Source organism: Acrocarpospora corrugata (genome assembly GCF_009687845.1).
Classification (GTDB): domain Bacteria; phylum Actinomycetota; class Actinomycetes; order Streptosporangiales; family Streptosporangiaceae; genus Acrocarpospora; species Acrocarpospora corrugata.
Map to the genome: position 1 here is coordinate 34,398 of NZ_BLAD01000040.1, position 19,309 is coordinate 53,706.

Annotated in this window: 19 protein-coding genes, 2 pseudogenes and 1 riboswitch; of the genes and pseudogenes, 14 read left to right on the forward strand and 7 right to left on the reverse strand. The window is 73.1% G+C overall.

Annotation, left to right across the window (positions count from 1 at the left end):
• Position 1 precedes the first annotated feature (1 nt).
• The 6 genes from Acor_RS07310 to mtnB are packed head-to-tail and all read left to right on the forward strand — an operon-like array spanning position 2 to position 5,378.
• Complete coding sequence (locus Acor_RS07310) at positions 2-1,495, forward strand: ABC transporter ATP-binding protein (protein WP_218034170.1); 1,494 nt, start codon at positions 2-4, stop codon at positions 1,493-1,495.
• Positions 1,492-2,259: an ABC transporter permease subunit gene (locus Acor_RS07315; RefSeq protein WP_155335797.1), complete on the forward strand. Its 768-nt coding sequence runs from the start codon at positions 1,492-1,494 to the stop codon at positions 2,257-2,259. Before Acor_RS07310 ends, Acor_RS07315 begins: the two co-directional genes overlap by 4 nt.
• The gene (locus Acor_RS07320; protein WP_218034171.1) at positions 2,256-3,143 is read left to right on the forward strand and encodes an ABC transporter permease; all 888 of its coding nucleotides are present in this window, start codon (positions 2,256-2,258) and stop codon (positions 3,141-3,143) included. The genes Acor_RS07315 and Acor_RS07320 overlap by 4 nt, the downstream gene beginning before the upstream one ends.
• Positions 3,140-4,096, forward strand: coding sequence for a nucleoside hydrolase (locus Acor_RS07325; protein WP_155335798.1), 957 nt, complete (start codon positions 3,140-3,142; stop codon positions 4,094-4,096). The genes Acor_RS07320 and Acor_RS07325 overlap by 4 nt, the downstream gene beginning before the upstream one ends.
• Positions 4,093-4,764: an acireductone synthase gene (gene mtnC / locus Acor_RS07330; protein ID WP_155335799.1), complete on the forward strand. Its 672-nt coding sequence runs from the start codon at positions 4,093-4,095 to the stop codon at positions 4,762-4,764. Before Acor_RS07325 ends, mtnC begins: the two co-directional genes overlap by 4 nt.
• Positions 4,761-5,378 (forward strand): methylthioribulose 1-phosphate dehydratase, encoded by a 618-nt coding sequence (gene mtnB, locus Acor_RS07335; protein ID WP_155335800.1) that lies wholly within the window; start codon positions 4,761-4,763, stop codon positions 5,376-5,378. The genes mtnC and mtnB overlap by 4 nt, the downstream gene beginning before the upstream one ends.
• On the opposite strand, the gene Acor_RS07340 is transcribed toward mtnB, so the two are convergent.
• Positions 5,368-5,613 carry a hypothetical protein gene (locus tag Acor_RS07340; protein ID WP_155335801.1) on the reverse strand — a complete coding sequence of 82 codons (246 nt, stop codon included), beginning with the start codon at positions 5,611-5,613 and terminating at the stop codon, positions 5,368-5,370. The two genes, mtnB and Acor_RS07340, sit on opposite strands and share 11 nt — an antisense overlap.
• 35 nt (positions 5,614-5,648) lie before the next feature.
• Here Acor_RS07340 and Acor_RS46150 point away from each other — a divergent pair.
• Together Acor_RS46150 and Acor_RS44060 are read left to right on the forward strand one after the other, a co-directional pair.
• Positions 5,649-5,801, forward strand: a pseudogene (locus Acor_RS46150) (hypothetical protein); the annotation flags it as partial.
• Positions 5,802-5,939: a hypothetical protein gene (locus Acor_RS44060; RefSeq protein WP_246238478.1), complete on the forward strand. Its 138-nt coding sequence runs from the start codon at positions 5,802-5,804 to the stop codon at positions 5,937-5,939.
• A 114-nt stretch (positions 5,940-6,053) separates the two neighbouring features.
• Here Acor_RS44060 and metE read toward each other — a convergent pair whose 3' ends face one another.
• The gene (gene metE, locus Acor_RS07350; RefSeq protein ID WP_155335802.1) at positions 6,054-8,264 is read right to left on the reverse strand and encodes a 5-methyltetrahydropteroyltriglutamate--homocysteine S-methyltransferase; all 2,211 of its coding nucleotides are present in this window, start codon (positions 8,262-8,264) and stop codon (positions 6,054-6,056) included.
• A gap of 101 nt (positions 8,265-8,365) precedes the next feature.
• Positions 8,366-8,577: riboswitch (cobalamin riboswitch) on the reverse strand.
• A 167-nt stretch (positions 8,578-8,744) separates the two neighbouring features.
• Here metE and Acor_RS07355 point away from each other — a divergent pair.
• Genes Acor_RS07355 through Acor_RS07365 form a run of 3 tightly spaced genes read left to right on the forward strand, consistent with a single transcriptional unit; the run spans position 8,745 to position 11,449 of the window.
• Positions 8,745-9,602, forward strand: coding sequence for a universal stress protein (locus Acor_RS07355; protein ID WP_155335803.1), 858 nt, complete (start codon positions 8,745-8,747; stop codon positions 9,600-9,602).
• A 55-nt stretch (positions 9,603-9,657) separates the two neighbouring features.
• Positions 9,658-9,993, forward strand: coding sequence for a response regulator transcription factor (locus Acor_RS07360; protein WP_155335804.1), 336 nt, complete (start codon positions 9,658-9,660; stop codon positions 9,991-9,993).
• Entirely contained in the window at positions 9,965-11,449 is a 1,485-nt protein-coding gene (locus Acor_RS07365; protein WP_155335805.1) for a sensor histidine kinase, read from the forward strand. Before Acor_RS07360 ends, Acor_RS07365 begins: the two co-directional genes overlap by 29 nt.
• A gap of 3 nt (positions 11,450-11,452) precedes the next feature.
• Here the strand turns inward: Acor_RS07365 and Acor_RS07370 are convergent, their stop codons facing one another.
• Complete coding sequence (locus Acor_RS07370; protein WP_170316833.1) at positions 11,453-12,925, reverse strand: TRAP transporter substrate-binding protein; 1,473 nt, start codon at positions 12,923-12,925, stop codon at positions 11,453-11,455.
• Positions 12,926-13,065: 140 nt separating this feature from the next.
• On the opposite strand from Acor_RS07370, the gene Acor_RS07375 reads away from it, so the two are divergent.
• From Acor_RS07375 to Acor_RS07385, 3 genes are all read left to right on the forward strand, one after another.
• Entirely contained in the window at positions 13,066-14,691 is a 1,626-nt protein-coding gene (locus Acor_RS07375; protein WP_155335807.1) for a sensor histidine kinase, read from the forward strand.
• Positions 14,692-14,702: 11 nt separating this feature from the next.
• Positions 14,703-15,371, forward strand: a complete 669-nt coding sequence (locus Acor_RS07380) for a response regulator transcription factor (protein ID WP_155335808.1) — start codon at positions 14,703-14,705, stop codon at positions 15,369-15,371.
• A gap of 174 nt (positions 15,372-15,545) precedes the next feature.
• The gene (locus Acor_RS07385) at positions 15,546-15,761 is read left to right on the forward strand and encodes a hypothetical protein (protein WP_155335809.1); all 216 of its coding nucleotides are present in this window, start codon (positions 15,546-15,548) and stop codon (positions 15,759-15,761) included.
• A 493-nt stretch (positions 15,762-16,254) separates the two neighbouring features.
• On the opposite strand, the gene Acor_RS07390 is transcribed toward Acor_RS07385, so the two are convergent.
• The 4 genes and pseudogenes from Acor_RS07390 to Acor_RS07400 all read right to left on the reverse strand — a co-directional run bounded on the left by Acor_RS07390 (position 16,255) and on the right by Acor_RS07400 (position 19,157).
• Positions 16,255-16,905 (reverse strand): hypothetical protein, encoded by a 651-nt coding sequence (locus tag Acor_RS07390; RefSeq protein ID WP_170316834.1) that lies wholly within the window; start codon positions 16,903-16,905, stop codon positions 16,255-16,257.
• Entirely contained in the window at positions 16,902-17,786 is an 885-nt protein-coding gene (locus Acor_RS44065; protein ID WP_155335999.1) for an ABC transporter ATP-binding protein, read from the reverse strand. The genes Acor_RS07390 and Acor_RS44065 overlap by 4 nt, the downstream gene beginning before the upstream one ends.
• 79 nt (positions 17,787-17,865) lie before the next feature.
• A pseudogene (locus Acor_RS46155) lies at positions 17,866-18,246 on the reverse strand (hypothetical protein); the annotation flags it as partial.
• Positions 18,141-19,157, reverse strand: a complete 1,017-nt coding sequence (locus Acor_RS07400) for a GTP-binding protein (RefSeq protein WP_218034173.1) — start codon at positions 19,155-19,157, stop codon at positions 18,141-18,143. The pseudogene Acor_RS46155 and the gene Acor_RS07400, both read right to left, overlap by 106 nt.
• Positions 19,158-19,309: the final 152 nt, after the last annotated feature.

Here is a 19,309-nt window from a genome sequence, read left to right on the forward strand (position 1 = left end):
GGTGGAACTCGCCGCCGAGCTGGTCGGCGTGACCAAGCGGTTCGGGCCCGTGCTCGCCAACGACGGCGTCGACCTGGCGGTCGCCAGGGGCGAGGTGCACGCCGTCGTCGGCGAGAACGGCGCCGGCAAGTCCACCCTGATGTCCGTCCTGTACGGCCTGCACCGCCCCGACTCCGGCCACGTGCTGCGCGCCGGCCAGCGGATCAGGCTCCGTTCCCCCGCCGACGCGATCCGGCACGGCCTCGGCATGGTCCACCAGCGTTTCCGCCTCTTCCCCGACCTGACGGTGGCGGAGAACGTCGTGATCGGCGCCGAGCCGGTCACCGCCGGCCGCCTGGACCGCGCCGCCGCCCACCGGGCGGTCACCGACCTGTCCGACCGGTACGGCCTGCGCGCCGACCCTTCGGCCCGGGTGGGCACGCTCCCGGTCGGCGTCCGCCAGCGGGTGGAGATCCTGCGCGCCCTGCACCGCCGCGCCGAGGTGCTGATCCTGGACGAACCGACCGCCGTGCTCACCCCCGGCGAGGCCGACCGCCTCTTCGAGGTGCTCCGCACGGTGGCCGCCACCGGCGTCGCCATCCTCCTGGTCACGCACAAGCTGACCGAGGTGCTGGCCGCCAGCGACCGCGTCACCGTGCTCCGCCAGGGCCGCGTCACCGGCCGCTTCACCACGGCGGGCACCGACGCCGACGAACTGGTGCACGCCATGATCGGCCGTTCCCTCACCCCGCCCGCCCCCCGCCGCCTGGCCCGGCCGGACGGCGCGCCCGCCCTCGGCGTGCAGGACCTCACCGTCCGCGACGGCGACGACGTGCCCCGCCTGACCGCCGTCTCGTTCGCGGTACGCCCCGGCGAGATCGTCGGCATCGCCGGCGTGGCCGGCAGCGGCCAGCGCGAGCTCATCGACGCCGTCACCGGCCTCCGCCCGCCCGGCGAGTCCGGCCGGATCCTGCTGGACGGCCTCCCGGTCCGCCAGGGCCGCGACCCCCGCGTCGCGTACGTGCCCGAGGACCGCCACGGCCGCGCCACCGCCCCGGAGCTGTCCCTGGCGGAGGACCTCCTGATGGGCGCGCAACACCGGCTGGCGCGCGGCCGGTTCGGCCTGCCCAGCGCCGCCGTGCGCGCCCGCGCCCGCGACCTGTCCGAGCGGTTCGCCATCAGCGCCGCCTCCGTGGACATCCCGATCTCGGCCCTCTCCGGCGGCAACGCGCAGAAGGCCGTGCTCGCCCGCGAGCTCACCCGCGAGTCCCGGGTGATCGTGGTCGAGGAACCGAGCCAGGGCGTGGACGTGGGCGTGCGGGAACGCGTCCACGCCCTGCTGATCGAGGCCCGCGACCGGGGCACGGCCGTGCTCCTGCAGTCCAGTGAGCTCGCCGAGTTGCGCGAGCTCGCGGACCGCATCCTGGTGCTGTTCGAGGGCCGCCTGGTGGCGGAGTTCACCCCGGACGCCACCGAGGCGCGGCTGGGCCAGGCCATGACCGGGGTGCTGCCATGATCCGGCGGGTGGTTCTGTCCACCCCCGTGGTGGCGATCGGCGGCGCGCTGCTGCTGACCACGCTGGTGCTGGTCGTGGTGGGCGTCGATCCCGCGGTGGCCTACCCCGCGCTGATCCGGGGCGCGGTCGCGGACGGCAATCTGGAGTACACGATCGCCGCGTTCGTGCCGACACTCGGGATGGCGTTCGCGATCCCGCTGCGGGCGGGCCAGTTCAACCTGGGCGGCGACGGCCAGCTCTCGGCCGGCGGGATCGCGGCGGCGGCGCTGGCGCTGCTGGTGCCGTTGCCGCCGGTGCTGGCGATCGGGCTGCCGCTGGTCGTGCTGCTGGCCGGGATCTGGTGGTACGCGGACGGCCGTACCGTGCTGGGCTATGAGATCCGGGCGACCGGGCACAACCGGGAGTTCGCCCGTTATGGGGGTGTCCGGGTGGATCGGCTGGCGGCGATCGCGCTGGCCGGGGGTGGCGGGTTCGCCGGGCTGGCGGGCGGGCTGATCGTGCTGGGGCCGCCGTACCGGTTCGTGGACGGGGCGCTGACCGCGCCCGGTTACACCTTCACCGCGGTGGCCGCCGTGCTGCTGGCGGCGGCGCGGCCTGCCGTGGTGCCGGTCACGGTGGCGCTGCTGACCGTGCTCCAGGTGGGCGGGCAGGGGATGGAACGGGAGGCCGGGGTGCCGAGCCAGCTCACCCAGATCGTGCAGGGGCTGATCATCGTGATCGTGGCCGTGTTCGCGACCGTGCGCGGGCGGAGGGCGACCGAGTGAACCTGCTGGAGTTCTCCTTTCTGTCCGGCGTGCTGACGGCGACCGCGCCGGTGCTGCTGGCCGCGCTGGGCGGGCTGATCTGCCAGGTCGCGGGCGTGTTCAACATCGCGCTTGAGGGCCAGCTGCTGTGGGGCGCGTTCACCGCCGTGGTGGTCAGCGACCTGACCGGCAGCGCCTGGGCGGGCGTGCTGGGCGCGGTCGCCGCCACCGTCCTGTTCTCGGGGCTGCTCTCGGCCGCCTCGGTGGCCTGGCGGGCGGATCCGATCGTGGTGGCGGTGGGGGTCACCCTGCTGGCGCTGGGGCTGACCGCGTTCCTGATGCGGCAGATCTTCGGCAGCGGCGGCACCTACACCTCGCCGGACCTGGCGGGGCTGCCGACGCTGGCCGAACTCGGCCTGGACGTGCCCGTGCTGGGGCCGCTGGTGCCGCTCGCGGCCGTGCTGGTCGCGGCCACGGCCTGGCGGCTGGGCCGGACCCGGTCGGGGCTGCGGGTGCGCGGCGTCGGCCAGCACCGGGAGGCGGCGGAGGCGGCCGGGCTGCGGGCCGGCGCGTACCGGCACGGGGTGGTGCTGGTCGCGGGCGCGCTGTGCGGGCTGGCCGGGGCGCAGCTGGCGCTCGGCAACGTGACGCTGTTCAGCGAGTGCATGAGCGCGGGCCGGGGCTGGATCGCGGTGGTGGCGGTCATGCTCAGCGGGGTGCTGCCCGGCCGCCTGCTGCCGGCCTGCCTGCTGTTCGGCGTCGCGGAGGCGGTCGGCTTCCGGCTTCAGGGCGCGGGGCTGCCGCAGCAGGCGGCCGACGCCGCGCCGTACGTGATCACGCTTGTCGCGCTGGTCCTGGCCGCCGTGGCGGCCAGGCGGCGCGCACCCGAGAAAGGCAGCACATGAGCGAGGCCCGGCGGATCGTCGTGGACACCGACACCGACACCGACGACGCACACACCCTGCTCTACCTGGCCGCCCGGCCGGACGCCGAGATCGTCGCGGTCACCTCGGTGTACGGCAACTGCGTCGACCCGGACGCGGTACGCAACATCGGCCACGTCCTGCGCCTGCTCGGCCTGGACGTGCCGATCGCGCGGGGCGCCGCCGAACCGCTGGCCGGGCCCGCCCACATCGCCGGGCACGTGCACGGCTCGGACGGCCTCGGCGACCTCGGCTACGACCGGCCGATGCCCGCGGTGTCCGCGGAGAGCGCCGCGGAACTCCTGGTAAGGCTGGCCGCCGAGCAGCCAGGCGAACTCGACCTGCTGGCTCTCGGCCCGCTGACCAACCTGGCGGCGGCGCTCCGCCTCGACCCCGACCTGTTCACCCGTTACCGGTCGGTGGTGCTGATGGGCGGCTCCGGCCCGTACGCGCCGCCGGGCACCCTGCTGATGATCGACGCCAACATCAACAACGACCCGGAGGCGGCCGGGGCGGTGTTCGCGGCGCCGCGCCGGGAGCTGGTGATGGTGGGCGTCGACGTCACCGGGACCACCATCCTGGACGAGCGCGCGATCGCCGCGCTGCGGGCCGCCGAGACCCCCAAAGCCAGGTTCGCAACCGAGATCCTGGACGCGTACCTGGACTTCTACCAGAACGAGTGGGGACGCCGGGTGATCCCGCTGCACGACCCGCTCGCGGCCGGGATCCTGCTGGATCCCGGGTTCGCGACCGCCTGGGTGGACGGCCCGGTGAACGTCAGGACCGACGGCTTCCTGTCGCGGGCCCGGCTGATGCGCACCCACGACGGGCTGCCGCCGGCCTTCCCCTACCAGGCGGCGCCGCCCACGCGGGTGATCACTCAGGTGGACGCGCCCCGTTTCGTGGCCGACTTCGTGGAGATGCTGACTCGATGAGCCCTGCCTGGATCGTGCTGGACATCGAAGGCACCACGAGTTCGACCGAGTCGGTGCACGTCGGCCTGTACGCGTACGCCCGGACCCGGCTCGGCCCGTACATCGACGCGCACCGCGACGACCCCGAGGTGGCGGACGCCGTACGCGAGACCGGCGGCGAGACCACCGGCGAGACCGTGGCGATCCTGCACGCCTGGATGGACGGCGACGTCAAGGCGACCCCGCTGAAAACGCTTCAGGGCAAGATCTGGGCGGACGGTTTCGCGGCCGGCGACCTCACCGCGCACTTCTTCCCTGACGTGCCGCCCGCCCTCCGCGACTGGCGCCGGCGGGGACGGCGGCTGGCGGTCTTCTCCTCGGGGTCGGTCGCCAGCCAGCGGCCGTGGTTCCGGCACACCCCGGACGGCGACCTGTCGGCGCTGATCGAGCGCCGCTTCGACACGGTCAACGCCGGCTCCAAGCGGGAACCCGCGTCCTACGACCGGATCGCGGCAGCCTTGGAGTCGCCGCCGGGCGAGCTGCTGTTCCTGTCGGACGTACCGGCCGAACTGGACGCCGCGGCGGCGGCCGGGTGGCGCGCGACCGGGGTGCGCCGCGCGGGCGAGCTCAGCGAGCGCGCCGATTTCGGCGCGCACCTGGTGATCGCGAGTTTCGAGGAGCTCTCATGAGTCCCACCGCCGAGAACGTGCTCGCCGCGGGCGCGCGGCTGGCCGCCGAGGCCGCCAGGTTCACCGCGCTCGGCTGGATGCGCGGCACCTCAGGCAACCTGTCGGAGGTGGTGACCCGCGACCCGCTCCGCCTCGCGGTCACCGCCAGCGGCCTGGACAAGGGCGAACTGGCCGCCTCCGACGTGGCCGTGGTCGGGCCCGGCGGCGGCCCGGTCACGGTCGACGGGATCGAACCGCTGACCCCTTCCGCCGAAGCGGGCCTGCACGCCCGGGTGGCCGCGCTCACCGGCGCGGACTCCATCATGCACGTGCACACGCTGAACTCCGTCGTGGCCGGCCACCACTGGCCCGGCGGGGTACGGCTCCGCGACATCGAGACCCTCAAAGGCATCGGCCGTCTGGCCCACGACGACGAGGTGATCATCCCGGTGATCGCCAACAGCCAGGACATGGCCGAACTCGGCGACCGCTTCGAAGCGGCCTACGACCCGGCCACCCCGGCCGTCATCGTCGCGTCGCACGGCCTCTACACCTGGGCCCCCACCCCGCTGAGGGCCAGGCACATCACCGAATGCGTGGACTGGCTGCTCGCCTACCGGATCGCTACCCGCTGACCAGCAGGTCGCCGACCCGATCGAACAGGTTCTGGCCTGGAGATGCGGTGAGCAGGTGGCGGGCGGCGCGCAGCACGCCCCGGATGGCGGTCACCCGCTCCTCCTCCGCCAGGGTCTCGATGCCGGTGACCCGGGAGAAGCCGATCACCCGGCGGGCCGCCTTGGCCGCGCCGAAGGCCGCCGCGTCGGCCCGTACCTTCGCCAGGTAGCCGGTCAGCACGCCGTCGCCGTACACGCGGGGGTCGGCGCGGTCCGGCCCGCACCGGATTCCTGGCCGAACACACCCACGACGACGACGAGGTCCGCTTCTTCGTCGACGGCTCCGGCATCTTCTACCTCCACCTCAACGGCAAGGTCCACGCCGTCCTCTGCGAATCCGGCGACCTCCTCAGCGTCCCCGCCAACACCACCCACTGGTTCGACATGGGCACCACCCCCGCCTTCACCGCCATCCGCTTCTTCCACGACGACGACGGCTGGGTCGGCAACTTCACCGGCGACCCCATCTCCACCCGCATCCCCGACTACGACACCATCACCGCCGAACGCCCCCAGAAGTAGCGTTAGAACCAATCCGGTGCTGTGTGCATCTGATCAGGCATGGGCGATGTCGACTTTGAAGGCGGGCCGGTGCGCACCGATCGGCACCTTGACTGGGACGCGGATGCCGGTCGGTCAGGCGATTTCTGCGCGTACGCGCTGGGCGGCCGTGACCATGTTGCGGAGGCTGGCCTCGGTTTCCGGGTAATCGCGGGTTTTCAGGCCGCAGTCGGGGTTGACCCAGAGGAGGGTGGCGTCGACGGAGGAGGCGGCGCGGCGGAGGGCGGTGGTGAGTTCCTCCGTGGAGGGGACGCGGGGGGAGTGGATGTCCCAGACGCCGGGGCCGATGCCGCGGCCGAAGCCGGAGGTGCGGAGGTCGTCGAGGAGTTCCATCCGGGAGCGGGCGGCTTCGACGGTGCTGACGTCGGCGTCCAGGTCGCCGATCGCGCCGACGATCTCGCCGAACTCGGAGTAGCACATGTGGGTGTGGATCTGGGTGCGGTCGGCCACGCCGCCGGTGGCGAGGCGGAAGGCGGCCACGGCCCAGGCCAGGTACGGCTCCCGGTCCGCCGAACGCAGCGGGAGGAGTTCGCGGAGGGCGGGCTCGTCGACCTGGATGATCTGGATGCCGGCCGCCTCCAGGTCGTGGATCTCGTCGCGGAGGGCGAGGGCGACCTGGCGGGCGGTGTCGGGCAGCGGCTGGTCGTCCCGTACGAAGGACCAGGCCAGCATGGTGACCGGGCCGGTCAGCATGCCTTTGACGGGTTTGCGGGTGAGGGATTGGGCGTACGTGGCCCAGGTGACCGTCATCGGCTCGGGGCGGGAGACGTCGCCGTGCAGGATCGGGGGGCGGACGCAGCGGCTGCCGTAGGACTGGACCCAGCCGTGTTCTGTCACGGCGTAGCCGTCCAGGAGTTCGGCGAAATACTGGACCATGTCGTTGCGTTCGGGCTCGCCGTGGACCAGGACGTCGAGGCCGATCTCCTCCTGGAGCGCGATGACGCGGGCGATCTCGGCGCGCATGCGGTCGTCGTACTCGGCGGGGGTGACGGTGCCGGCGCGGAGGGCCGCGCGGGCGTGGCGGACGTCGGCGGTCTGCGGGAAGGAGCCGATCGTGGTGGTGGCGAGGGGCGGGAGGCCGAGGCTGCGGCGCTGGATGGCGAGCCGTTGCGCGTGCGGGAGGCGGGTGGCGGGGTCGCGGAGGGCGTCCAGGCGGGCCCGGACGCGCGCGTTCACGATCGGGTGGGCGGGCGGCGGGCCGGCCGGGGCCGGGCTGCCGTTGAGCGCGGCGCCGATCGCGACCACTTCGGCGACCTTCTGCTTGGCGAAGGCCAGCCGGGCCCGGACGCCGGGGTCCAGGCCGGTTTCCGCGTCGAGGTCGAGCGGCACGTGCAGCAGCGAGCACGAGGTGCCGACCACTAGGCGGTCGGCCAGCCCGGACAGGGCGGCGCACAGGGACAGCGCCTTGGTCTGGTCGGCGCGCCACACGTTGCGGCCGTCGACGACGCCGGCGACGAGCGTCTTGTCCGGCAGGCCGCCGATCGCGGCCAGCGCCTCCAGGTTGCCGGGACCGGCGACGAAGTCCAGGCCGATGGCCTCGACCCGGGTTCCGGCCAGGATGGCGAGGGCCGGGCCGATCTCCCCGAAGTAGGTGGAGACCAGCAGGTGGGGGCGGCTGGGCAGGTCGCCCAGCCGGTCGTAGGCGCGGCGGAGGGCGGCCAGTTCCCGTTCCGACCGGTCCGCGGCCAGGACGGGCTCGTCGAGCTGGACCTCGGCGACGCCGGCGGCGGCCAGCCGTTCCAGGAGTTCGGCGTAGACCTCGACCAGGCCGTCCAGCAGGCCCAGGTCGACCGGTTTGGCCAGCAGCAGGAACGAGAGCGGCCCGAGCAGCACCGGGCGGGTCTCGATGCCCAGCGCCTTGGCCTGGGCGTACTCGGCGAGCGGCTTGCTCCAGTCGAGCCGGAACCGGGTCTCGGGGGGCAACTCGGGGACCAGATAGTGGTAGTTGGTGTCGAACCACTTGGTCATCTCCAGCGGCGCGACGCCCTCGTCGCCGCGGGCCATCGTGAAGTACGGCTCCGCGAGACCCGCGAAGCGCTCCGGGATCGCGCCGACCATCACGATCGTGTCGAGGACATGGTCGTACAGCGAGAACGTGTTGGACGGCACCGTGGTCAGCCCGGCGGCGGAGAGTTCCCGCCAGGTGCGTTCACGCAGCCCGGCGGCGATCTCCTGGAGGCGGGCGGCGTCGACGCGGCCCGCCCAGTGGTCTTCGACGGCCCGCTTCAGCTCGCGATCGGGCCCGATTCGCGGATAACCGGAAATGGTGCTGGTAACCGGACTCATGGCGTCCTTCCCTCGGCTCATGCCATGTCGGTCCACGGACGCGCGGCAGCCCAAGGGAACGTCCCCGGCCCTCCCGCGAGGCCATGGATCACCACGCGCCGGGCGGCGCGCGGGCGGTGGCAGGTCTTCGGACTCGCGGGCGCCTTGCTTGTCTCCTACCGGCCGTCGCTTCCCAGATGGCGCGCATCCAGTGCCGATGACGGCTTTCGTTTCCCACTCACCGCTGCGGGGCAGTCCCGGATTCGCACCGGGTTCCCTCTTGCGACGCCTGAACCCAGAGGACTCAGGCGAACCAACCGCACGGGCAGCATATCCAGCCCGATGCCCTTTACATTGTAGATTTATAGCGCGGCCGTCTCGTCCAGTCTTTCCGGGCCGGGGGCCGGCGGACATGGCCGATCGGCCCGGGAAGCAGGGTCTTACGGCCCTAGGCCGGGGGCGGGAGCGCGTAGTGCGATTAATGCCGACGGAGGAGGATCCATGAGTGATGTCATCGTGGTCGGCGCCGACGGTTCGCCCACCGCTCTGGCCGCGGTCGAATGGGCCGCGGACGACGCCGCCCGGACGCGGGTGCCGTTGCGGATCGTGTACGCGGTGGAGCGGCAGCCGTACCAGCTCTCGCGGTTCTCCGACACGGCGCTGGACGACGCGCTCGACCAGGAGGCGGCCGAGGTGCTCGCCGCGGCCGAGGCGGCCGCGCGGGACCGGCACGCCGGGCTGGCGATCAGCGTGGAGGCGGTGGACGGCGGCGCGGCCGACGTGCTGCGGGAGCAGGCCGCGAAATTCGGCGAGGTGGTGGTGGGCAGCCGCGGGCTGGGCGGGTTCGCCGGGCTCGTGGTCGGTTCGGTGAGCATGCGGGTGGCCGGGCACGCGCCAGGTCCTGTGGTCGTGGTGCGGAACCGGCCGGAATGGGTGCGCGGGGAGATCGTGGTGGGGGTGGACGACTCGCCGGAGTGCCGGCCGGCGCTGGCGTACGCGTTCGAGCAGGCCTGGGCACGGGAGAGCGCGCTGCGCGCGGTGCACACCTGGCAACTGCCGGTGTACGCGTACGCGGCGAACGCCGCCTACGAGCTGGACCAGATCAACGCCGACCATCGCATCGTGGCCACCGAGCTCGTCGACTCGTTCCGTGGCCGGTATCCCGGGGTCCGGGTCACGATCGACGTGCACTGCGAGCATCCGGTGGTGGCGCTGATCGACGCCTCGGCGGAGGCGGATCTGCTGGTGGTCGGGTCGCACGGGCGGAGCGGGCTCGGGTCGGCGGTGCTGGGTTCGGTCAGCCGGAGCGTGCTGCACCACGCGCACTGCCCCGTCGCGGTGGTCCGGCCCCGGATGTGAGGGCATCCGTGCCAGCACCAGTGCCCTGCCGGCGTACGGGTGCGACCATCGACCTGTGCCCCGGAGCGTGCTGATCGTCGACGACCACGAGGGCTTCCGGCTGGCCGCCCGGGCGCTTCTTGAGGCGGGCGGTTTCGTCGTCGTCGGCGACGCCGCGACCGCTGCGGAGGCCGTCGCCGCCGTCGACCGGCTCCGGCCGGATGTGGTCCTGCTCGACATCCAGCTGCCCGGCCTGGACGGATTCGCGGTCGCCGCGCGGCTGAGCGGGCCGGCCGAGATCGTGTTCGTCTCCAGCCGGGACGCCGCGACCTATGGGCCGCGACTGAAGAACGCACGCTTTCTCCCCAAACACGAACTGTCCGGTGCCGCGCTCCGCGATCTTCTCGGGTGACGGGATGCGGGTCCCGGTGCTGGTCGCCGCGCTGGTGGCGGGGGTCGCGTCCGAATGGGCCGGTTATGGGTGGGATCAGCCGGGACTGTGGATTCCCGACCTGCTGACCGGGCTGGTTCTCGTCGGGGGCGGGCTGTATGGGCGGCGGGCCCCCGGGGCGCTCCTCGTTCTGACCGGGTTCGCCTGGTTCGCCGGGAACCTCGATCCGGCCCTGTGGTACCTGCATCGGGGGCCGCTGGTCCACGCGCTGGTCTGCTTTCCCGGTCGGCGGCCCGCGACCCGGCTCGGCTGGGCGGCGGTCGGAACCGGCTACGCGGCCGCGTTCGCCCAGCCCGTCTGGAACTCGGACCTGGCCTCCGTCCTGCTCGTCTTGGCCCTGCTCGTGGTGGTGGCCGGGCGGCAGGTGACGGCGCAGGCGTCCGCAGCCTTCGCCCTCGCCCTGTACGGCGGCGCGGTCAGCCGCGTGCTCTTCCCGGCCGGTGAGGTCGCGATCCCCGTGCTCCTCGGCTACCAGGCCGCCCTGGCCGGGATCGCGGTCGCCCTGGCGTGGCGGCGTCCCGCCGAAGTCGCCGACCGGGTCATCGAGCTGGCCCAGCCGGGCTCGTTGCGTGCCGCGCTGGCCGAAACCCTCGGTGACCCGCGGCTGCGGGTCGGCTTCTGGCGGGACGGCGGATACGTGGACGAACACGGAACGCCGGTCACGCTCCCCGCCGGCGACCTGGCCGCCACCCTCGTCGACGACGGCGGCGCTCCGTTCGCCGTGATCGTGCACGACCGGGCGGTGCTCACCGACCCCGCCACCGTCGAAGCCGTCGGCACCGCCTCCCGGCTGACCGCCGTGAACGCCGCCCTGCAAGCCGAGGTGGCCGCTCAGGCGGCCGAACTGGCGGCGTCCCGGCGGCGGCTCATGGTGGCCGCGGACGAGGAACGCCACCAGCTCGCGGCCCGGTTGCAGGAAGGTCCCATGCTCCGCCTCACCGCCCTGCTCGGCACGCTCCCCCAGGGCCGGGCGGCCGGACATCTGGCGGACACCCTGGACGAGCTGTACGCCCTCGCGCACGGCCTGCACCCCCGCGAACTCGACGGCGGCCTCGAACCCGCCCTCACCGCCCTCGCCGGACGCTCCCCCGTCCCGGTCCGGCTGAGCGTCTCGACGAGAACACTGCCGCCGGAGATCGAGGCCGCGACCTACTTCGTGTGCGCCGAAGCCCTGGCCAACGCCGCCAAACACGCCGCCGCCTCCATGGTCACCGTCGCCGTAACCCAGCACCGCGCGGACCTGGCCATCGACATCCACGACAACGGCGCCGGAGGCGCCGACCCCGCCCTGGGCACCGGCCTGCGCGGACTGTCCGACCGGGTGGAAACCTTCGACGGCCACCTCACCGTCACCTCCGCTCCGGACGACGGAACGCGACTCGTCGCCGTGATCCCCCTCGCCGCCGAACCGCGCTGACCGTCAGCCGATCTTCTTCCATGGTTCGCTGCCGAACAGGACGTACATGAGTGCGTCCTCGCCCGGCTGGCCCGCCTCGACGTCGAGGAAGTCGAGTTCGCCGTCGGTGCGGCGCCACTTGGCGGTGAACAGGTCGCCGCCCGCGGTGCCGCAGAGGACCTCGCGGAAGGAGAGGACGACCTGGGTTCCGGTCACGGTGTAGGGGCCGTGGCAGTCGGCGTCGTCGGGGGTGCCGCCGACGTGGTGGTGCCAGGTGCCTTCTTTGAAGGTGAGGGTGGAGATGCCTGAGTTGTCGCGCGCCCAGACGGGGTTCACGTTGTTGTCGAGGAAGCGTTGCATCGGGATGTCCGCGCGGTAGACGCCTTCGGGGAACTTTTCCCCCGTGGCGGTCTTCGCGAGGGTCTTCCCGGTCTTCCTGCCGTCGCAGGGGATGGCCGTTTCCGGGGCCGGCGCCTGGGTCTTCAGTTCGCGGATCCGCGCGATCATCGTCCTGGTCTGGGCGTCCTGCTCCAGCATCGGGTAGACCGGCTGGGCCGCGGCTTCCAGTGCGACGATGTCGCTCTTGTCGGCGAGGACGACCGCGCCGCCGTACTTGCAGAAGGAGCGGCCGGCTTCGAGTTCCGAGGGGCGGTGTGCGCGGGCCCATGCGGCGGTTTGCGTCGCGGCCTCCGTGAGGGCCGTGCGCTGCGGCCCGGACAGGCCGGTGAGCACCGATGAGCGGATGACCAGCGTGTTCACCTTCGGGAAGAACGTCACGTTGGCGGCGCCCACGCCCGTGGGCAGGGAGGTGGGCGCCCAGGTGAACGAGGATTCCTGGCCGGCCAGGGATTTGTCGGCGAGCGCGAGCCCCAGCGCGTCTCCGGGCAGGTCGTCGGGTTCGGCGCCGAGCGCGCGGAGGAGCGCGTAGGCGGTGCCGGAACGCGGGGAGCGGATCTTCTTCCCGGCGAAGTCCGCCGGCGCCGTGAGCGGGCCGTCCACCCCGAACGGGTGGCGTAACCCCTCCGGAAGCAGGGCGAGGCCGGTCACGCCGGTTTTGGTGAGGCCGGCCAGCATCTCGGTGGTCAGTGCGTCGTCGGCCAGGATCCGGTCCACCAGGTAGTCGGAGGTGACGAGGAACGGCGCGTGCAGGGCGCGCAGGCTGGTGACGCCTTCGGTGTCCCAGGCGCGGGCCGGGATCATGCCTAGGTCGAGCCCTCCGCCGGTGACCAGGCGGGCCACCTCCTGGTCCCAGTCGGCCTTCGTCCCGGCGGCCTGCCATTTCGGCTCGATCCGCAGCGATCCGCCGGATTTCGCCCATACCAGTCTGGCGAACTCCTCGATGGCTTCGGCTCCGGGCATTCCGGGGCTGTCGTCGGTTCCCATCGTCAGTGTGGTGACGGCGGACCCGGGGCCGCTTTTGCCACCCTGTGTCGTGTTCGCGCAGGCCGCCACGAGCGCGGCGGTCGCGGCGAGGATCAAGACGTTTCCCAGTCTCATGACTGACCACTCCTTCGGCATCAGGATCGACGCTAGAGAGGGGTTACCGCCATGCCATCGACACCAGCACGGCTGTTGGCGGGGCGGCCATCCGTGCTAGCCGCAATGACAGGCCGCGGGCGGCGCATGACAATGGGCGCGTGCCGGTCATCCCTTTGGCCGCGCGGCTCGCGCTCCCGCTCGCCGCGGTCGCGTACGGCTTCGCGACGGTCCACGCCGTCGGGCCCACGAGCATCCACGCGGGGATCCCCGGCGCGGTGCTGACCCTGGTGACCGCCGGGTGCCTGTTCGCGGGAGGAGCCGTCAGCCGGCGGGCCTCCGCCGCGTACGCCGCGGGTCTGTGCTGGCTCGCCCCGGTCTGGGTGGCCGGCGAGGCGGCCCCCTCCTGGGTCAGAAGCGCCGCGATGGTGGCGATCCCGTTCCTGCTGCCCGCCCTCGCGCACCTGATGCTCCGCCGGCCGCCGATCATCGCCTACGTCATCATGGCACTGCTCACGGTGAGCCACGCCCTTGTGTACGACCCTTTCTACGACCCCGCCTGCTGGCGGATCTGCGGCAGTGACAACCTCTTCCTGGCCTTCCCGGCACCGGCCGCCGCATGGTGGCTGACCACCTGCTTGGCCGCGTTCACGGTCGTATTCGGGGTCATCGTGACAACACGCGCCCTCGACACCCTCCGGCGCATGACCCCCGTGGCCCGAGGGGTAAGCGGACTCGTCCTGCTCCCGGGAGCCGTGGCCACCGGCATCTCCGCCCTTTACGGCACGGCGCTGCTGTTCGGCCCTGCGGAACGCCCCGGACACCCGCTCTACCTCGCGATCTTCCTCGCCCAGGCCGCCGCGCTCACCTGCCTCGCGGCGGCCGACGCCTGGACGACCGTCGCGGGCTGGCTGCGACGGTCCGCCGTGGGCCGGCTGGCCGACGACCTCGGCTCGGTCTCCCTGCAGACCGCCCTCGCGCGGGTCACCGGCGATCCGTCGCTCACGGTCGCCTACTGGCTCCCCCGCTACGACCGCTATGTGGACGCACGCGGCGTCGAAGTGCCCACCACCCCGAAACCGGGTCAGACGGCGACGTCCATCGTCCGGGACGGGCAGCCGGTCGTCGTCGTCGCGCACGACCCCGGCGGCCGGGAGCTCACCGAACGGATCGGCCCGGCGGCCCGGCTCGCCATCGACAACGAGCGGCTCCGCGCCGAGGTGCTCGCGCAGATCGCGGACCTGCGCGCCTCCCGGGCCCGCGTCGTGGCGGCGGGCGACGACGCCCGCCGGAGGCTGGAACGCGACCTCCACGACGGAGCGCAGCAGCGGCTCCTCGCGGTCGCCTTCGAGCTCAGAATGGCCGAAGACGCCGCCGTCGACGTGGTGCTCCAGGCACTGGAGGAGCTCCGGGAGCTGGCCCACGGCATCTTCCCCGTCATCCTCGAAGAGACGGGCATCGAAGGGGCGCTCTGGTCACTCGCCGTCCGGGCGCCCGTCGCCGTCGAGCTCTCCGACCTCCCCGAGGCACGCTTCCCGCCCCCGGTCGAACGTGCCGTCTACCTGGTCACCGACAGCGCGATCAAGGCGGCCACCGGCCCGCTGGCCGTATCCGTGGAAACCCCCGCGGACCTGCTCGTCCTGCGGGTGACCGGAGCGGTTCCCGGCCTGCCCGGCCACCTCGGCGACCGAGTCGGCGCGCTCGGCGGCCGGCTGACCGCGACCGGCGGGCACATCCGCGTGGAGATTCCCATCGACGGCACTAGGCTCGGCCGTGGTGACGAGTGAGCGGAGATCTCATGCGCGTGGTGGTGGCGGATGACTCGCTGCTGACCCGGGCGGGGGTCGCGTACCTCCTCAACCAGTCCGGCTACACCGTGGCCGCCGAAGTCGACGACGCCCGCGCGCTGCTGGCCGCCGTACACGCCGAGCGGCCGGACCTGGTCGTGGTGGACATCCGGATGCCGCCCACGCACACCGACGAGGGCCTGGTCGCGGCCGAACGGATCCGTTCCGAGCATCCGCGGATCGGCGTGCTCGTCCTCTCCCAGTACGTCGAGCCCGCCTACGCGATGCGCCTCCTGCGCGACCATCCCGAGCGCGTCGGCTACCTGCTCAAGGAACGCGTCTTCGACCAGGCCATCCTGGTCGACGCCCTCCGCCGGCTCGCCGACGGCGAAACGGTGATCGACCCCACGATCGTCGCCCGGCTCCTGGGCAGACGGCGGGCGAAGGATCCCCTCGCGGCGTTGACGGGCCGGGAACGCGAGGTCCTCGCGCTGATCGCCGAAGGCCTGTCGAACAAGGCCGTCGCCGCCCGCCTCATCATCACCGAACGCACCGTCGAAGCCCACGTCGCCCAGGTATTCGGCAAACTGGAACTCCTCGACGACCCCGCTTCGCATCGCCGCGTCCTCGCGGTCCTCGCGTTCATCCGCTCCGGCCGGCCCCAGGACGGACATGCCTGAGCGGAACACGCACCGAGATTCCCGGATATCCCGCGTTCCCGTCGGCCGTCACCCGGCGGGACGGCCGGCGCTGCACCAGGCCGTCCGGCGGCTGCGCGCGCGGCACCCACACCAGCCCAGCGTGTGGACCCCCTTCATCCACATAGGCCCATAGGCCCGAACAAGGAGACCGGTATGTCCGAGGAGTCCGGCCCGCTGGCGTACCAGGCGATCACCTCTCCCGAGTACGCGAAACGCACGGCGGACCAGTTCACCGTCGAGACCTACGGCGCGGACCTGGTGGTGCACGGCCCTGCCCCCGCTGCGCCGCCCACATCGAGATCCCGGTCACCGCCACGATCTTCAAAGGCGCCCGGCCCACGGAGGCCGCCGATCGCGGCGAGCCGATGATCTGCACCTGCGAGGAGGCGCACCCGGGACGTCCCGACGGGTATGTCGGCTGCGGCGCCTACTGGCTGTTCGTGCTCCCGGCGGCGGGCCGATGACGGTCCACCCGCAGCCGGGCGGTCCCGGCCGGCCGGGCGCCCCGCGGCGGGCGCAGGACCAGCTGGCCATGCTCCCGCACCGAACTGCCCCGCGTCCGGGCGGCGGCGGCCGCCTGGCGCAATGGCCTCGGCGCTGGCCGCCCTGATCGGATTCAGCCTCATCAAGGGCCGATCCGATGTGTCCCTGCTGTCCAGCGGGTACGCGGTGGTGGTCGGCGTCCTGCTCCTGCTGGCCCTGCTCGTCGGCGCGCTGGCCGCGTTGCTGCTGCTGCGCGCCGCGCACGGCAACCCCACGGTGGCGGATCGGCGAACCCTCTCACGATCGGCCCCGCCTCGGCGGCCACGGCAGAAACCGGCCACGGCCAGCGCGGCGGGCAGCTGGGCGAGACCCGCGCCGATCAGGGTCGCGACGCCCTCGTCGCCGCCGACGGACGCGTCGGTGAGACCGGCTCCGGCACCCCGAACACGTTCATCATCGCGGCGAAGTACACGTCCACCAGGTCGGCGCGGCCGGTCCCGGCGAGCGGCCCGAGCAGTTTGGAGGCTCCCGTGTTGCCGGACATCGCCTCGTTCACGGCGTTGCCGAGCGACCCGATCCCGACGCCGAACACGGTGCTTCCGGCCACCCAGCCGAGCACCGACCCGCGATTCAGCCGCCACGCCAGCCCGATCGGGCTGAGCAGCGAACGCGACCCGGTCTTCGGGCCCGGCCGGTCGGGGATCAGACCGGCCCCCAGGTCACGCCGGTCGGCCAGCGCGAAAGCGCCGTACACGCAGACGGCGAGCAGGACGAGGGGCAGCGCGAGGGCCCACCAGCGTTCCGCGCCGAACGGCCGTGCCGCCATGCCCCAGCCGAGCGGAGCCGCCCAGGACGCCCAGCCGCCGGTCATCTGGACGCCGTCGGCGGCCCGCTCGCCGAGGGCGTCGCCGATGCCGCGCACCAGGTAAGCGACCCCGACGGCGGTGGCCGCGCAGGCGTTGGCGGCGCGGGCGCTCTGGAAGAGTTGCGCGGCGACGGAGGCGATCCCGGCGAAGGCCATACCGGTCAACGGCGCAGGCCGCGCCGAACGCGAACGCCCCGGCCGCGGGCAGTCCCGCGGCGAGCAGGAAGCCGGTCAGGAGCGCGCCCAGCACGAGGTTCGCGCCGGACGTCACGGCCAGCGCGGCGGCGAGCACGGCGTGGCGGCCGACGCTGCTGGCGCCGATCAGCTCGGCCCGTCCGGTCTCCTCGTTCCGCCTGGTGTGCCGTACCACCGCGAACGTGCTCATCAGCGCGGCCAGGACCAGCATGAACGCGAGGTTGCGGAAGTTGACCGTGGCGCCGAGGCTGGTGCCGTCGGGCGTGCCGCGCATCAGCAGGACGGCCGGGCTGGACCCGGCTCCGCGCAGGGCGGTGGCCCGCAGCTCCTCGGTTGGGAACTCGTCGGCTGGACAGCAGCACGGTCGCGCCGCGCCCGCTCACCTCGTGAACGGTCTGCTGGAAGGCCGCCTCCATCAGCGGATCCAGCCCGGAGGTGGGCTCGTCCAGGACGAACAGCTCCACGTCGGAGGCAACCGCGGCGATCAGCGCGACCTTCTGCCGGTTGCCTTTGGAATAGGTACGGCACCGCTTCGCCGGGTCCAGCCGGAAACGCTCCAGCAGTTCGGCGCGGCGGGCCTTGTCCAGACCGCCGCGCAACTCGCCGAACAGGTCGATGGCCTCGCCGCCGGACAGGTTGGGCCACAGGTTCACCTCGCCGGGCACGTAGGCCAGCCGGTGGTGCAGCTCCACCGCGTCCTGCCAGTGGTCGCCGCCGAGCACCCGCACCCGGCCCGCGTCGGCGCGCAGCAGGCCGAGCAGCACCCGGAGGGTGGTGGTCTTGCCCGCGCCGTTGGGCCCCAGGAAGCCGTGCACCTCGCCGGTTCCGACGACGAGATCCAGGCCGTTCAGCGCGGGCGCCCGGCCGAACCTGGGTACGGCTCCGCAGCCGGTTCGCGTACCCGAACAGCTCGGCCAGCGGCACCGTCGCGGTGATCACCACGGTTCCGGCCCGGACGACGGACCCGGACACCCGGCCGCGCCGCGCGGCCAGATCGCCCAGCACGCCGCCGACGGCGTCGCCGGGCACGGTGACCGTCACCTCGGCCATCGGTTCCAGCAGCACCATCGCGCCGGCCCGTAGCGCCTCCCGTAGCGCCTCCCGCAGCGCCTCCCGCAGCGCGAACCGGCCGGCGGTGCGGAACGCCAGTTCCGAGTAGTCCTTCGGATGCGTGGCTCCGTCGGTCAGCGTGACCCGCAGGCCGGTCACCGGGTGACCGCCCAGGGGGCCTTCGGCCAGCGCGTCCCGCCAGCCGGCCTCGACGGCCACGGAGACCACCCGGTCGGCCACCGTCGCCGGCTCGAAGAGCACAGGCGCGGCGGGGTCGCACGGGCTGGCCCCGGCGCCGGCGGCACGTCCAGCGGCGACGGCAGGTAGGCCGCGACGGCGTCCAGCAGCGGTTCGATCCCGCGGTTGCGGTAGGCGGAACCGCACACCACGACCACGCCCTCACCGGTGCGGGTCAGGTCGCGCAGCGCGGCGGCCAGCGTCGGCGCGGAGACGGCCGCCTCCGCGCAGAACTCCTCCAGCGCGAGCGCGTGCCGTTCGGCCACCGCCTCCTGGAGCAGCCGGGCCCGCCGCCGCGCCTCGTCCCCGAGGTCCTCCGGCACCGGGCCCTCCCGGGCGGTGTCCTGGCCGTCGGCCCAGATCAGCGAGCGCATCCGGACGAGGTCCACCACTCCGGTGAAGCCGTCCTCGCGGCCGATCGGCAGCTGGACCACCAGCGGGGTGACGTGCAGGCGTTCGCGGATCGACTCGGCCGCCGCGTCGAGGTCCGCGCCCGCCCGGTCCAGCTTGTTGACCAAGGCGATCCGGGGCACGCCGTATCGGTCGGCCTGGCGCCAGACCGACTCGCTCTGCGGCTCGACTCCGGCGACGCCGTCGAACACCACGATCGCGCCGTCGAGCACCCGCAGCGAGCGCTCCACCTCGTCGGAGAAGTCGATGTGCCCGGGGGTGTCGATCAGGTTGATCCGGTGGCCGTCCCAGACGCAGCTCACCGCGGCGGCGAAGATGGTGATCCCGCGATCGCGCTCCTGCGGATCGAAGTCGGTGACGGTGGTGCCGTCGTGCGCTTCGCCGCGTTTGTAGGTGACGCCGGTGGCGTACAGGATCCGCTCGGTGACGGTCGTCTTGCCCGCGTCGACGTGCGCGAGAATGCCCAGATTACGTACGGCGGCCAGCGTGTCGTTCAGATGGTACGCATGCCCATGGCCCTTCAAGGGAGATCCATGCCAGGACAGCGCGAATCCCGGACGGAACAGCCCGGACGTCCGGCGTCAGCCGCGCAGCTGCCGCCGGCCGGCCGAAGACACCAGGATCACCTCGTACCGGGACGGGGGAATGACGACGGTCACGTGGTAACGCACGGCCG

What these genes read in the sequence shown, in the direction of transcription:
- Acor_RS07315 (WP_155335797.1), top strand. Translation starts at nt 1,492, where the DNA reads ATGATCCGGCGGGTGGTTCTGTCCACCCCCGTGGTGGCGATCGGCGGC.
- Acor_RS07325 (WP_155335798.1), top strand. Translation starts at nt 3,140, where the DNA reads ATGAGCGAGGCCCGGCGGATCGTCGTGGACACCGACACCGACACCGAC.
- mtnC (WP_155335799.1), top strand. Translation starts at nt 4,093, where the DNA reads ATGAGCCCTGCCTGGATCGTGCTGGACATCGAAGGCACCACGAGTTCG.
- mtnB (WP_155335800.1), top strand. Translation starts at nt 4,761, where the DNA reads ATGAGTCCCACCGCCGAGAACGTGCTCGCCGCGGGCGCGCGGCTGGCC.
- Acor_RS44060 (WP_246238478.1), top strand. Translation starts at nt 5,802, where the DNA reads ATGGGCACCACCCCCGCCTTCACCGCCATCCGCTTCTTCCACGACGAC.
- metE (WP_155335802.1), bottom strand. Translation starts at nt 8,264, where the DNA reads ATGAGTCCGGTTACCAGCACCATTTCCGGTTATCCGCGAATCGGGCCC.
- Acor_RS07355 (WP_155335803.1), top strand. Translation starts at nt 8,745, where the DNA reads ATGAGTGATGTCATCGTGGTCGGCGCCGACGGTTCGCCCACCGCTCTG.
- Acor_RS07370 (WP_170316833.1), bottom strand. Translation starts at nt 12,925, where the DNA reads ATGAGACTGGGAAACGTCTTGATCCTCGCCGCGACCGCCGCGCTCGTG.
- Acor_RS07380 (WP_155335808.1), top strand. Translation starts at nt 14,703, where the DNA reads ATGCGCGTGGTGGTGGCGGATGACTCGCTGCTGACCCGGGCGGGGGTC.
- Acor_RS07385 (WP_155335809.1), top strand. Translation starts at nt 15,546, where the DNA reads ATGTCCGAGGAGTCCGGCCCGCTGGCGTACCAGGCGATCACCTCTCCC.